The organism is Arthrobacter sp. UM1 (assembly GCF_020483305.1).
Classification (GTDB): Bacteria; Actinomycetota; Actinomycetes; order Actinomycetales; family Micrococcaceae; genus Falsarthrobacter.
The window spans coordinates 633,899-647,736 of the sequence record NZ_JACWAB010000001.1; the positions used below are offsets into that span (position 1 = coordinate 633,899).

At 71.2% G+C, this 13,838-nt stretch carries 10 protein-coding genes and 1 tRNA gene; 4 read left to right on the forward strand and 7 right to left on the reverse strand.

The genetic code is table 11. The features are described from left to right. The first annotated feature begins 158 nt into the window (after positions 1–158). Positions 159–1,970 (forward strand): AMP-dependent synthetase/ligase, encoded by a 1,812-nt coding sequence (locus tag H9I38_RS02880; RefSeq protein WP_226337122.1) that lies wholly within the window; start codon positions 159–161, stop codon positions 1,968–1,970. Positions 1,971–2,153: 183 nt separating this feature from the next. Here H9I38_RS02880 and H9I38_RS02885 read toward each other — a convergent pair whose 3' ends face one another. After that, positions 2,154–5,549 carry a pyruvate carboxylase gene (locus H9I38_RS02885; RefSeq protein WP_226337123.1) on the reverse strand — a complete coding sequence of 1,132 codons (3,396 nt, stop codon included), beginning with the start codon at positions 5,547–5,549 and terminating at the stop codon, positions 2,154–2,156. 265 nt (positions 5,550–5,814) lie between these two features. Between H9I38_RS02885 and H9I38_RS02890 the strand changes: the two genes are divergently transcribed. Then, complete coding sequence (locus H9I38_RS02890) at positions 5,815–6,618, forward strand: ParA family protein (protein ID WP_226337124.1); 804 nt, start codon at positions 5,815–5,817, stop codon at positions 6,616–6,618. Positions 6,619–6,711: 93 nt separating this feature from the next. Here the strand turns inward: H9I38_RS02890 and H9I38_RS02895 are convergent, their stop codons facing one another. From H9I38_RS02895 to H9I38_RS10915, 3 genes are all read right to left on the reverse strand, one after another. Next, on the reverse strand, positions 6,712–7,302 hold the full coding sequence (locus H9I38_RS02895) for a MerR family transcriptional regulator (RefSeq protein ID WP_319002166.1): 591 nt from the start codon (positions 7,300–7,302) through the stop codon (positions 6,712–6,714). Between the two features lie 144 nt (positions 7,303–7,446). Beyond that, complete coding sequence (locus H9I38_RS02900; RefSeq protein WP_226337125.1) at positions 7,447–8,187, reverse strand: MerR family transcriptional regulator; 741 nt, start codon at positions 8,185–8,187, stop codon at positions 7,447–7,449. A 68-nt stretch (positions 8,188–8,255) separates the two neighbouring features. Next, positions 8,256–8,738 carry an FHA domain-containing protein gene (locus H9I38_RS10915; RefSeq protein ID WP_319002167.1) on the reverse strand — a complete coding sequence of 161 codons (483 nt, stop codon included), beginning with the start codon at positions 8,736–8,738 and terminating at the stop codon, positions 8,256–8,258. A gap of 161 nt (positions 8,739–8,899) precedes the next feature. Here H9I38_RS10915 and H9I38_RS02910 point away from each other — a divergent pair, with 161 nt between their 5' ends. Beyond that, positions 8,900–10,003, forward strand: coding sequence for an NAD-dependent epimerase/dehydratase family protein (locus H9I38_RS02910; RefSeq protein WP_226337126.1), 1,104 nt, complete (start codon positions 8,900–8,902; stop codon positions 10,001–10,003). Between the two features lie 56 nt (positions 10,004–10,059). Here H9I38_RS02910 and H9I38_RS02915 read toward each other — a convergent pair. Continuing rightward, a tRNA-Pro gene (locus tag H9I38_RS02915) sits at positions 10,060–10,133 on the reverse strand. A gap of 91 nt (positions 10,134–10,224) precedes the next feature. Then, entirely contained in the window at positions 10,225–10,818 is a 594-nt protein-coding gene (locus H9I38_RS02920) for a TetR/AcrR family transcriptional regulator (protein WP_226337128.1), read from the reverse strand. 92 nt (positions 10,819–10,910) lie between these two features. On the opposite strand from H9I38_RS02920, the gene H9I38_RS02925 reads away from it, so the two are divergent. Then, a complete protein-coding gene (locus H9I38_RS02925) occupies positions 10,911–12,266 on the forward strand; it encodes an ABC transporter permease (protein ID WP_226337129.1) in 1,356 nt (451 codons plus the stop codon). Here the strand turns inward: H9I38_RS02925 and der are convergent. After that, positions 12,263–13,780, reverse strand: a complete 1,518-nt coding sequence (der, locus tag H9I38_RS02930) for a ribosome biogenesis GTPase Der (protein ID WP_226337131.1) — start codon at positions 13,778–13,780, stop codon at positions 12,263–12,265. The genes H9I38_RS02925 and der overlap by 4 nt on opposite strands. Positions 13,781–13,838: the final 58 nt, after the last annotated feature.

Sequence of the window (13,838 nt, forward strand, 5' to 3'; positions counted from 1 at the left end):
AAGTCTACGGACGCCGGGGCCGTGACGCGCGAGGCGGGCCTCTGTGTTGCGGGCTGCGGCCTCCCCGCCCTGTGATGCGCGCAACGCTAGGATGGAGGCTACGCTGCGTGCGGCCGAGCCTGGCGCCGCAGTCCGGCTCAGACTGTTCAGGAGCACCGATGAAGCACGCGACGACTCCCCTCGACTCGGACGTCCCGAGCCGGTGGAACTGCACTGACCTGCTCGAGTCCCACCTGGAGAAGGACCCCCAGCCGGCGCTCTTCTCCGTGAGGGACGAGGCCGAGCAGAGCGGCTGGAGGGACATCACCGCCCGCGAGTTCCGCACTCAGGCGGCGGCCCTCGCCAAGGGGCTCATCGCCCAGGGGGTCCAGGCGGGAGACCGGATCGCCATCATGGCGAGCACGCGCTACGAGTGGACGCTCGTGGACTTCGCCGTCTGGTACGCCGGGGCCGTCTCGGTGCCGGTCTACGAGTCCTCCTCCCCCAGCCAGATCGCGTGGATCCTCTCGGACTCGGGCGCCGTCGGCATCGCCGTCGAGCACCCGGCCCACGAGAACGCGGTGCGGCATGCGGCCACCTCCGAGTCCCTCGGATCCCTCAAGCACGTGTGGCAGATGGAGGACGACGGCCTGCAGGAGCTGGTCGAGGCCGGCGCCTCCGTGACGGACGAGGAGCTGGAGGAGCGCCGCACCTCGGCGCGGCTCGAGGACCTCGCCACGATCATCTACACCTCCGGCACCACGGGGCGCCCCAAGGGCTGCCAGCTGACCCACGCCAACTTCGTGCTGCTCAGCGAGGCCGCCGCCTCCGCGATCTCGGACGTGGCGCACGAGGGCAACCGCACCATCATGTTCCTCCCCCTGGCGCACGTGTTCGCCCGCTACATCTCCGTGCTCTGCGTCGCGGTGGGCGCCACCGTGGCGCACACGCCGGACATCAAGAACCTCCTGCCGGACCTGCAGTCCTACCGGCCGGACTTCATCCTCGCGGTCCCCCGCGTCTTCGAGAAGGTCTACAACAGCGCCCGGGCGAACGCCGAGAGCAGCGGCAGGGGGCGGGTCTTCGACCTCGCGGCCTCCACGGCCATCGCCTACTCCACGGCCTCCATGGCCGGGCGCGTTCCCCTCGCCCTGCGGGCCCGGCACGCCCTCTTCGACGCCCTCGTCTACCGGAAGCTCCGCGCCGCGATGGGCGGACGCGTGAGGCACGCGGTCTCCGGCGGCGGCCCGCTCGGCGAACGGCTCGGGCACTTCTTCTCCGGGGCGGGGCTCCTCATCCTCGAGGGCTACGGGCTCACGGAGACGACGGCGCCGGCCACCGTGAACACGACCGAGCGCATCAAGATCGGCACCGTGGGACCGCCGCTGCCGGGCAACGAGGTCCGGATCGCCGAGGACGGCGAGATCCTCGTCAAGGGCGTGTGCGTGTTCGAGGGCTACTGGGGGCGCGAGGACCTCACCGCCGAGGCCTTCACGGACGGCTGGTTCCACACGGGAGACCTCGGCTCGCTGGACGAGGACGGCTTCCTCTCCATCACGGGCCGCAAGAAGGAGATCATCGTGACCGCCGGGGGCAAGAACGTGGTCCCGGGCCTCCTCGAGGACGCTGTGCGCGCGCAGAGCCTCGTCTCCCAGTGCCTCGTCATCGGGGACAACCGCCCCTTCGTCGCCGCGCTCGTCACCCTGGACGCCGAGGTCCTCCCCGGCTGGCTCGAGCGCAACGGCCTGCCGGAGATGACGCCGGCCGAGGCCGCGCAGAACGAGCGCGTGCGCGCCGAGGTGCAGTCCTACATCGACGAGGCGAACACCACCGTCTCCCGGGCCGAGTCCATCCGAGAGTTCCGGATCGTGGAGCACGACTTCACCGAGGAGTCCGGCCACCTCACCCCCTCGCTCAAGATCAAGCGGGCCAAGGTGGCCCAGGACTACTCGGACGTCGTCGAGGAGATCTACACGCCGCGCTCCCGCTGACGCGGCGCCTGGTCCGTGCGGGGACGTCCCCGCACGGAACCGCCCGGACACGAGAGAGGCGGCCTCCCCGCTGTGGGGAGGCCGCCTCTCTCTGTCACCGCTTCCGGGCGATGTCACCGCTTCAGGGCGATGCGGGGCGGGGCAGGCCCGGGCCCGCGGCCCCTGCCTGCCCCTGCGGCCCTCCTACTCGACGACGACGATGAGGTCGCCGCCCTGCACCTGCGAGACGCCCTCCAGCGCGACGCGGGAGACGGTGCCGCCCGTCGGGCTCGTGATCGAGGCCTCCATCTTCATCGCCTCGATCGTGGCCACGGCCTGGCCCGCCTCCACTGTGTCGCCCTCGGAGACCGTCACGGTGACGGCCCCGGCGAACGGCGCGGCCACGTGGCCCGGGTTCGACGAGTCCGCCTTCTCCGCGGCCTTGACCGTGGACTCGACGGAGCGGTCGCGGACCGTGACCGTGCGCTGCTGGCCGTTGAGGGTGCAGATGACGTTCCGCATGCCCTTCTCGTCCGGCTCCCCCACGGCCTCGAGGGTGGCGATGAGGTCCACGCCCTTGGACAGGCGCACGATGTGCTCCTCGCCGGTCTGGAGGCCGTAGAGGTAGTCGCGGCTCGACAGGACGGAGAGGTCCCCGTACTGCTCTCGGGCCTCGTCGAAGTCCTTGGTCGGCCCCGGGAAGAGGAGGCGGTTCAGCATGTCGCGGCGCTCCTCGGACGAGCCGTGCAGCGCCTTCTTCTCCTCGTCCGTGAGCTTCTTGTCCGTGGCGAGCTTGACGTTGCGGCCCTCCAGCGCCTTGGAGCGGAAGGGCTCCGGCCAGCCGCCGGGCGGGTCGCCGAGCTCGCCGGAGAGGAAGGAGATGACGGAGTCCGGGATGTCGAACCGCTGCGGGTCCGCCTCGAACTCGGCCGGGTCCGTCTTCTGGCCCACGAGCTGGAGGGCGAGATCGCCCACCACCTTCGAGGAGGGCGTCACCTTGACCAGGTGGCCGAGGATCCGGTCCGCCGCGGCGTACATGTCCTCGATCTCCTCGAACTGCTCCCCCAGCCCCAGCGCGAGCGCCTGCTGGCGGAGGTTCGAGAGCTGGCCGCCTGGGATCTCGTGCTGGTACACGCGGCCCGTGGGCCCGGCGAGCCCGGACTCGAACGGCGCGTACAGCTTGCGCACGGCCTCCCAGTACGGCTCGAGGGCGTCCACCTTGTCGAGGCTCATCCCCGTGTCCCGCTCCGTGTGGACGAGCGCGGCCACGAGGGCGGACATGCTCGGCTGGCTCGTCGTGCCCGCGAGCGAGGCGCTCGCGACGTCGACGGCGTCCACGCCGGCCTCGACCGCCGAGAGCAGCGTGGCCAGCTGGCCGCCCGCCGTGTCGTGGGTGTGGAGGTGGACCGGGAGATCGAACCGCTCGCGCAGCGCGCGGACGAGCTTGGCCGCGGCCGCCGGCCGGAGCAGGCCCGCCATGTCCTTGATCGCGAGGACGTGCGCGCCCGCGGCCACGATGCGGTCCGCGAGCTCGAGGTAGTAGTCGAGGGTGTAGAGGTCCTCGCTCGGATCGAGCAGGTCGCCCGTGTAGCAGAGCGCCACCTCGGCGACCGCCGTCCCGGTCTCGCGCACGGCCCGGATGGCGGGCTCCATCTGAGAGACGTCGTTGAGGGCGTCGAAGATGCGGAAGACGTCCACACCCGTGGCCGCGGCCTCCTGGACGAACGCCTCGGTGACCTCGACCGGGTAGGGCGTGTAGCCCACCGTGTTGCGGCCGCGCAGCAGCATCTGGATGCAGATGTTCGGCATCGCCTCGCGGAGCTTGGCCAGACGGTCCCACGGGTCCTCGCCGAGGAACCGCAGCGCGACGTCGTAGGTGGCGCCTCCCCAGGCCTCCACGGAGAGGAGCTCGGGGGTGAGGCGGGCGACGGCGGGGGCGGCCGCCACGAGGTCGTTCGTGCGCACGCGCGTGGCCAGGAGGGACTGGTGGGCGTCGCGGAACGTCGTGTCCGTCACGGCCACGGCCGTCTGCTCCCGCAGGTGCTTCGCGAAGCCCTCCGGGCCCAGCTCGTCGAGTCGCTGCTTGGAGCCGGCAGGGGCCTCCCCCTCGAGCTCCGGGAGCTTGTCGGCGGGGTCGATCGAGAGGCTCGGCTCTCCGTTGGGCTGGTTCACCGCGACGTCGGCGAGCCACGTGAGGATCTTGGTTCCCCGGTCCGCGGACCGGCGGGCGTTGAGCAGCTCCGGACGCTCGTCGATGAAGCTCGTCGCCACGTTGCCGGCGAGGAACTCGTCGTCGTCGAGCACCGCCTGGAGGAACTGGATGTTCGTGGAGACGCCGCGGATGCGGAACTCGGCCAGGGCGCGGCGGGCGCGCAGGACGGCCGCGCCGAACGTGCGGCCGCGGCACGTCAGCTTGACGAGCATGGAGTCGAAGTGGGGGCTGACCTCGGCGCCCGTGTAGACGGTTCCGCCGTCGAGCCGGACGCCCGCGCCGCCCGCGGAGCGGTAGCCGGTGATGCGTCCGACGTCGGGCCGGAAGCCGTTGGTGGGATCCTCCGTGGTGATGCGGCACTGGAGCGCAGCGCCCTTGAGGTGGATGGAGTCCTGGGTGAGGCCCATCTCGGAGAGGGTCTCCCCCGCCGCGATGCGCATCTGGGACTGGACGAGGTCCACGTCCGTGATCTCCTCGGTCACGGTGTGCTCGACCTGGATGCGGGGGTTCATCTCGATGAAGACGTGCTGGCCCGCGCGCTCTCCCACCGTGTCGACGAGGAACTCGACCGTGCCGGCATTCGCGTAGCCGAGCGCCTTGGCGAACGCGACGGCGTCCTTGTAGAGGGCCTGGCGGATGTCCTCGTCCAGGTTCGGGGCCGGAGCGATCTCGACGACCTTCTGGTGGCGGCGCTGCAGAGAGCAGTCGCGCTCGAAGAGGTGGACCGTCTCCCCGTGCTCGTCCGCGAGGACCTGGACCTCGATGTGCCGCGGCCGCAGGACGGCCTGCTCGAGGAAGACGGTGGCGTCGCCGAACGCCGTGTCCGCCTCGCGCATCGCAGCGGCGAGGGCGTCCGGGAGCTCCTCCCGCGTGTCGACGCGCCGCATGCCGCGGCCGCCTCCGCCCGCCACGGCCTTGACGAAGATCGGGAAGCCGATCTCGTCCGCCTCGGCGAGGAGCTTCTCCTGGTCGTCCGAGGGCTCGGTGGACTTCAGGGTCGGGATGCCGGCCTTCCGCGCCGCCTCGAGGGCGTGGACCTTGTGACCGGCGAGCTCGAGGATGTCCGCTGCGGGGCCGATGAACTTGATGCCGTTCTCCGCTGCGGCGCGGGCGAGGCGCGGATTCTCGGAGAGGAAGCCGTAGCCCGGGTAGATCGCGTCGCAGCCCGACTCCTTGGCCACGCGGATGATCTCGTCCACGTCGAGGTAGGCGCGGACGGGATGACCCTCCTCGCCGATCTGGTAGGCCTCGTCCGCCTTCTGGCGGTGGATCGAGTTGCGGTCCTCGTAGGGGAAGACGGCCACGGTCTTGGCCCCCAGCTCGACCGCGGCCCGGAAGGCCCGGATGGCGATCTCGCCGCGGTTGGCGACCAGGATCTTCTGGAACATCGTGCTCCTCTGCTCGGCAGGTTCGACACCGTGTGGAATCGTCCGGCTCCCCATGCCGAGACGGCACGGCCCAGAGGCACCACAGCGTTGTTGGATACGCCACATCCTCTCAGATTTGCCGGTGCTCTGCGGACGACCCGCCGGAACGGCGGTCCGTGGACTGACCACACGGCGCGGAGGTTCCGCTCTGGCGGCCGCGGGGACCTATGCTGGAAGGGGTCTGCCGTAGAGGAGAACGAGCAGCGCAGACGGACTGGAGGCACCCGTGCACATCGTGAGCATCAGCAGCCTGAAGGGCGGCGTCGGCAAGACCTCCGTCACCTCCGGCCTCGCCTCCGCGGCCCTCGAGGCCGGTCTGCGGACCCTCGTCGTCGACCTCGACCCCCACGCCGATCTCTCCACCGCCCTCGGCCTGCCGGCCCGGCGCGAGTCCTCGATCGGCGACCTGCTGAAGCGCCCGAAGCGCGCCGTGCCCGCCGACCACGTGCGCTCGTCCTCCTGGACGGCGCTCGCGAGCCGCGCCGGGGCCCAGGACCGCCCCTATCGGCTGGACGTGCTCGGCGGCTCGGCCGTCTCCGGCGTCTACGACCGCCCGGACCTCTCCCGGCGAGACCTCCGCCGCCTCGAGACCGTCCTGGAGCGCGCCGAGGGGTACGACCTCGCGCTCATCGACTGCCCGCCGTCCTTCTCCGGGCTCACCCGGATGGCCTGGACCACGAGCGACGACGTGGTGCTCGTCGCCGAGCCGGGCCTCTTCTCCGTGGCGGGCACCGAGCGGACGCTGCGCGCTCTGCGCCTCTTCTCCCGGGAGTACGCCCCTGGCCTGGTGGGCCGGTACGTCGTGGCCAACCGCGTGCGGGAGGACTTCTCGGAGCACGCCTACCGCATCGGGGAGATGCGGGAGATGTTCGGGGACGCCCTCCTGGAGACCGTGCTGCCGGAGTACCACGAATGGCAGCAGATCCAGGGCGCCGCGTATCCCGTCCACCAGTGGCCCACGGCGGGCGCCCGTGAAGCGGCTCAGCGCTTCGACACGCTGCTGGCGGAGATCCGCCGAAATCAGGCCTAGACCGGTCTAGGTCAAACGAGTGGGCGCTCCGTCTGATTCAGACTCGCACTCTGCTCTGCTGCGGCTCTGAACAGCCGGCCACGCGAGCGCGCGTCAGGAGATCTTGCGCGCCCGGCGGCGGCTGAGCTCGTTCTCCGGGTGCATCGCCGCCGCGAGCTCCTCGTCCCGGGCGGACTCCGAGGGCAACTCTGCCAGCGTGCCCTCGACCTCGCGCCACACGCGGCCCACGGCGATGCCGAAGACTCCCTGGCCGCCCTGGACGAGGTCCACGACCTCGTCCGCGGAGGTGCACTCGTACACCGAGGCGCCGTCGCTCATGAGGGTGATCTGGGCGAGGTCCTGGACGCCGCGCTCCCGAAGGTGCTCCACCGCCGAGCGGATCTGCTGCAGGGAGACGCCCGTGTCCAGGAGGCGCTTGACCACCTTGAGCACGAGGATGTCCCGGAAGCTGTAGAGGCGCTGCGTGCCGGAGCCGTGGGCGTTGCGCACGCCGGGCTCCACGAGGCCGGTGCGGGCCCAGTAGTCCAGCTGACGGTAGGTGATGCCGGCGGCCTTGCACGCGGCAGGGCCGCGGTAGCCGAGCTCCTCGTCCGGCTGGCCGACGGCGTCCGAGAAGAGGACGCCCTGGGAGCCGTAGGGCACAGGCTGTCCTGGCAGCGGCGCGATGCGGCTGTCCTCGATCACGGTGTCCTCCTGTGGATCCTGCGGGCGGCCCCGCGGTCTCGCGGCCGGGTGGCCCTGACTGAGAATAAGAATGCCACGGGCCCCGGGCAACGCTCCGACGGCGTCATTGCGGGCGTGTTGTCAGAGGCCGTGCTATAGGACCGCTCAGGAGCGGCGGTCGAGGACATCGAGGTGCGAGCGCACCAGCGACTGGTTCAGACGGACGCAGATCTCACCGAGCTCCCGGGCCATCTCCATCCGCCGGGACTGCGTGTCCCCGTCACGGCGGGCCGCCGTGGGGGCGATGGCGCGCTCCACGAGCTCCATCTGCCGGTCTGCCGCGCCCTTGAGCATCCGGGCGTAGCGCGCGTCGAGCCCGAAGCGCGCGAGCTGCATGCACGAGGTGACGATCTCCACGTCCGTCTCCGTGAAGCCGCGCTGCTTGCGCTCGATGAGCCCGTAGGACATGAGCTCCTGGAGGCTGCGCTCCGTGGCTCCCGTGGCCTTGGCCAGTTCGGAGAGCTTCATGCTGCGCGACGCGGACTGCTGCGCGTCCGAGACGAGGCGCGGCGAGGCAACGGGGGCCGCGCCCGCGAAGTCCTCGGGACGCTCGCCCCGGTCCACCGCGTCCAGGTAGTCCTTGATGACCTTCAGGGGCAGGTACTGGTCACGCTGGAGGGCGAGGATGAAGCGCAGGCGCTCTACATCAGGTCCGGTGTACTTGCGGTAGCCGGCGGGGGTGCGCTGCGGGGTGATGAGCCCCTTGTCCTCGAGGAAGCGGATCTTGGAGGCGCTCACCTGAGGGAATTCTCCGACGAGCTCTGCCAGGACCTCTCCGATGTTGAGCACCCCGGCGCGCGACGAGGACACCGCCTGGGGCGCAGTGCGACGTGCGGGAGAGGCCATGGGATTCCCTTCAGCTTGCTGGAAAAAGCCTCATCCGGTGGATGGGCTCTTCACAGTATGACCCAAGGTCAGGCCGAAGGGGAAGCGAGGAACGTCAGACGGAACTTCCCGACCTGCACTTCCATGCCGTTCTTGAGCGTCAGAGAGTCCACTCGGTCGTGGTTCACATAGGTGCCGTTGAGGCTCCCCTTGTCCACCGCCTCGAAGGAGTGGCCGTGCCGGCGGAACTCCAGATGGCGGCGGGAGACGGTGACGTCGTCGAGGAAGATGTCCGCGTCCGGGTGGCGGCCGACCGTGGTCACGTCCGTGTCCAGGAGGAACCGGGCCCCCGCGTTCGGCCCCGAGAAGGCGATGAGCAGGGCGGAGTCACCGGGCAGCGCCGCGACAGCGGCCTCTTCTTCTGCGGTGAGGGACCGGGAGGCGCCGTGCGAGAGGACCTGCGGGATGGAGATCGTCGTGGTCGCCAGCGAGGGCTCGCCGTTGCGGGCACCGCCCTCAGCCGACCCCGAGGACAGCGTGTTGTTCTCCGATGGAGTGCCGTTCTGCGACATCGTCTCGCTCGCTCTCTACGCGGTGGTGTCATCACGTGTGCTTTGGCCAATTGTAGCGACACCGCGGGCTTCTTCGGGGCATGGCCCGCGGCGCGTCTCGCGACCAATGCGCGGTCGCCTCCCCCATACCCATAGACAGGACCCTGGAAGAGAATGGAGGCATGACGCCCTTCGAGAACGGGACCCCGACGCCGGCCGGCGACCTTGTGGCGCTCACCGGCGGCACGGGCTTCATCGCGGGCTTTCTCATCTCCTCCCTCTTGGACGCCGGCTGGAGGGTCCGAGCGTCCGTGCAGGCTCCGGAGGACCGCCCCGAGGTGGTGGACACCGTGCTCCGCCACGGCTCTGACCCCTCCCGCCTCGAGCTCGTCGAGGCCCGGCTCGAGGCAGACCGCGGGTGGGACGCGCTCATGGACGGGGCGCGCTACGCCCACCACGTGGCCTCGCCGCTCCCCTTGCGCATGCCCCGCTCGCCCGAGGCGCTCGTGCGCCCGGCCGTGGACGGCACCCGGCGCGTGCTTGCCGCAGCGGCCCGGGCCGGAGTGGAGCGCGTGGTGCTCACGTCCTCATCGGCCGCCATCGCGTACGGGCACCGCCCCCAGCGGGGCACGCTCGAGTCCCCCTTCACCGAAGAGGACTGGACGTTCCTCGACGGAAGCGACGTCAACGCCTACGTGGCCTCGAAGGCGCTGGCCGAGCGGGAGGCATGGCGGTTCGCCTCGGAGCACCCGGGCTCCCCGGAGCTGTCCGTCGTCAACCCCGTGGCCGTCGTGGGGCCGGTGCTCGGACGGAGGCTCTCGAGCTCGACCGCGGTGGTCAACCGCATGCTCTCCGGCCACACGACGTTCTGGCCGCGCGTGTCCCTCAACATCGTCGATGTCAGGGACGTGGCCGAGCTCCACATGCTCGCCATGACGGCGCCCGCGGCAGCCCGGCAGCGCTTCATCGCGGCGGCGGGCGACCCCGTCTCCTTCGAGGAGATCGCGGCGGTGATCCGGCAGCTGCCGGAGTTCGAGGGCCGGATCGGGGTCCGGCAGCTGCCCGACAGCCTCGTGGTGGCGGCTGGCTCGGTCTTCCCCTCCGTAAGCGGGCTCGCCTCGACGCTCGGGCGGCGGAAGCACCTCTCACACGCCAAGGCCCAGGACCTCCTGGGCTTCGCGCCGCGGTCCGTCGAGGAGGCGGTCTCCGACTGCGCCCGCTCGCTCCTCGCCGCGAGGGCGGCGGGCCGCATCCCGGCCCGGAGCTCGCTGCTGCGGCGGAGCTGAGGGAAGCCCCGGACGCAGAAAAGCCCCGGCGAGAGGTGCTCTCGCCGGGGCGGACGTCGGGCTGACAGGATTTGAACCTGCGACCCCATGACCCCCAGTCATGTGCGCTACCAAGCTGCGCCACAGCCCGTCCGCTGCTCGAGCCCTGCAGGCCCGGACAACTCATCCAGACTACCCTATGAAGGCCCCGCCCGTGAATTCACAGGCCGTGCGCGTGGCGCTCAGAGCCCCTGGAGGAGGGCGTCGACGCTGCCCAGGAAGGCCTCCTCGCCCTCCCCTGAGAGCGCCCTCCGGAGAATGTAGCCCTGGCAGAGCGCGACGACGGCCGGCGCAAGCCGCCGTCCCCGCTCCCGGCTCGCCGCCTCGTCCAGACCGCGCTCCTGCCTCAGCCAGGCGGCGAGGTACTCCCCCATCCGCTCGACGAGCCCCCGGAGGATTCCCGTGGAGAGCTCGCGGAAGCGGTCTTCGGACACGGCCTCGCCCCAGATCTGCAGGAGGAGCCCCGTGTCCATGAGCTCCGCAGGGATGGACGCGACGAACCGCCGCACGCCCTCGGCTGGAGCAGGAACCGGATCAGACTCGGCGAGCTCGCGCAGCGCACCGAGTCGGTTGCGGAAGATCGACTCCGCGACGGCGTGCTCCAGGCTGTCCTTCGTGGGGAAGTACGTGTAGATGGCTCCCGCCGAGAGGCCAGATGCCTTGATGATCCGCGCCATCGAGGCGCCGCGGAAGCCGTGTTCCGCGAACGTGGCCATGGCTGCGGAGAGGATCCTGGACCGCTGCTCCTCGCGCCGCTCCTCGGTGATCTTCGGCACTCTTCCTCCCCTCAGAGAATGGACGTTCTTGTTCTCCAGGGTACAAGGGTGCACCATAGAGAACGCATATTCGTTTTCGAGGAGTGATCCCCATGAGCCACCCCGTTCCCCCGCCCCGCTCCGAGCACGGACCCCAGTCCGCTGACACGCACGGAGCCGACCACGCACCGCATTCCGCTCACCCTGCCGCGGGCTCCGCCGAGGCCGCCAACGAGGGAGGCCGCACGCACGCCGGCCACTCCCTCAAGGCCGCGCTCATCGGAGCCGTCGCGGTGACGGCGGTTCTGCTCGCCTTCATCTGGCCTTCTATCACGACGACGACGAAGCACCTCCCCGTGCTCGTCGTCGGCACGAGCGCCCAGGAGCAGAAGGTCGCCGCCGAGGCGGAGCACGCGGACGCCGGGTTCGACGTCCGCCACGTCTCGAGCCGCAGAGAGGCCGAGGACGCGCTGAAGCACCGCGATGCCTACGCCGCGTTCGTCTTCTCGAAGGACTCGGAGGACCTCGAGGTGCTCACGGCCTCCGCCGCGAGCCCGGTGGCTACGCAGCTGGCGGCGCGCTCCGTGCAGGGCCTCGCGCAGAAGACGCAGATGGGCTTCGCGGCGCAGCAGCAGAAGGGCGCGCAGGAGGCGGCGAAGCTCGGCGCCCAGGCGGCCGGGGCCCAGGGCGCGGCGAAGACGCTCGCGGGCGTCCTCGAGCAGATGTCCGGTCAGCTCCCTCCGGGATCCCCGCAGCTCGCCGCGATGCAGGAGCAGGCCGAGGAGGCCGGGGCGAAGGCCGAGGCCGCGGGCAAGAAGGCGGCTGCCGCGAAGTCCTCCCTCCAGGGCGCGTCCGCCCCGAAGATCACCGTCACGGACGTGGCCCCGCTCGACGCCGCGGATCCCCGTGGCAGCAACCTCGCCCTCGCGGGCATGCCGCTCACGATGGGCGGCATGATCGGCGGCATCATCGTGTCCTTCCTGCTCCGGGGAACCCGCTCCCGGCTCCTCGGCGTGGCCGCCTACGGCGCTCTTGCCGGCCTCGCGATCGTGCTCGTCATGCACACGTGGTTCCACGTTCTCCAGGGCGACTTCCTTCTGGAGTGGGCGGCCAGCGCCCTCTCCCTCGGGGCCACGGCCGCCCTCATCTCCGGGCTCCAGGCCCTCCTGGGCCAGCCCGGCATCGGACTCGGAGCCGTCATCACGATGTTCGTGGGCAACCCGATCTCCTCGATGCAGACGCCGAAGGAGTTCCTGCCCGCGCCGTGGGGCGAGATCGGCCAGCACTTCGTCCCCGGCGCCACAGGCACGCTCCTGCGCGACCTCAGCTACTTCCCGCAGGCCCCGATGGCCGAGTCCTGGTGGGTGCTCGTCGCGTGGCTCGCGGCGGGCACGGCGTTCAGCCTCCTCGCCGCCGGACGAGGACGGCGGTCCGGGCGGCGGCAGGAGGGCGACAGCGCGAGGCGCTAGCGCTTGCGGCGCTCCCTCACCCGCATGGAGACCTCGATCGGCGTTCCCTCGAAGCCGAACGTCTCGCGCAGGCGCCGCGTGATGAAGCGGCGGTAGCCGGGGTCGAGGAAGCCGGACGTGAAGAGGACGAACTTCGGCGGGCGCGTGCTCGCCTGCGTGCCGAAGAGGATGCGGGGCTGCTTTCCGCCCCGCACCGGGTGGGGGTGCGCGGCCACGAGCTCGCCGAGGAAGGCGTTGAGCTTCGAGGTCGGGATGCGCGTCTCCCAGCCCTCGAGCGCCCGGTCAAGCGCCGGGACGAGCTTGTCCTTGTGCCAGCCGGTCCGGGCCGAGATGTTGACGCGCGGCGCCCACTGGACGTGCGCCAGGTCCCTCTCGATCTCCCGCTCGAGGTAGTGCCGGCGCTCGTCGTCGAGCAGATCCCACTTGTTGTACGCGAGGACGAGCGCGCGTCCCGAGTCGATCGCCAGCTGGAGGATGCGCACGTCCTGCTCCGAGAGGACCTCGTCCACGGCGAGGAGCACGACGGCGACCTCGGCGCGGTCCAGCGCCGTCTGCGTGCGCAGCGAGGCGTAGAAGTCCGCACCGTGCTGCATGTGCACGCGGCGGCGGATGCCCGCGGTGTCCACGAACCGCCACTGGCGGCCGCCGAGCTCCACGAGCTCGTCGACGGGATCGCGGGTGGTGCCCGCGAGGTCGTCGACGACGACGCGCTGCTCTCCCGCGAGCTTGTTGAGGAGGGAGGACTTGCCCACGTTCGGGCGGCCGAGCAGGGCCACCCGGCGGGGGCCGCCGCGCTCAATGGGACCGCCGTGGGCGGACTCCGCGGGGAGCACCTCCATGACGGCGTCCAGCATGTCCGCGGCGCCTCGGCCGTGCAGGGCCGAGACCGGGTGGGGCTCTCCGAAGCCGAGGCCCCAGAGCACCGAGGCCTCCGCCTCGAGCAGCTCCGAGTCCACCTTGTTGGCCACGAGCACCACCGGCTTCTTCTTGCGGCGGAGCATGCGCACCACAGCCTCGTCCGTGGCGGTGGCGCCGACGGTGGCGTCCACGACCAGCAGCACCGCGTCCGCCGCGTCCACGGCGATCTCGGCCTGCTGGGCCACGGAGGCGTGGATGCCGCGCGCGTCGTGCTCCCAGCCGCCGGTGTCCACGAGCGTGAACTCGCGGCCCATCCACTCGGCGCGGTAGGAGACGCGGTCCCGCGTCACGCCCGGGACGTCCTCGACGACGGCCTCACGGCGCCCGAGGATGCGGTTGACGAGCGTGGACTTGCCCACGTTCGGCCGGCCCACGATGGCGAGGACGGGCAGCGGCGCTTCGTCCTCCATCTCGAGGTCGTCGTCGAGGTAGCGGGCCAGGAGGGCCTGGTCCTCCTCGTCGAGCTCGTAGTCCGCGAGCCCCTGGCGCAGGGACTCGGCGCGGGCCTCCGCCTCGGACTCGTCGATGGCGGCAAGCCGCTCCGCGAGGCGGTCGTCCTCGACGGGCTCGTAGTCGTCGCTCGAGTGCTCTGCCATGTCTTTCACCTTGTCCGGTTCGTGGGGTCGTCGTCGCCGGCGCCGTCGAGCGCCGCGG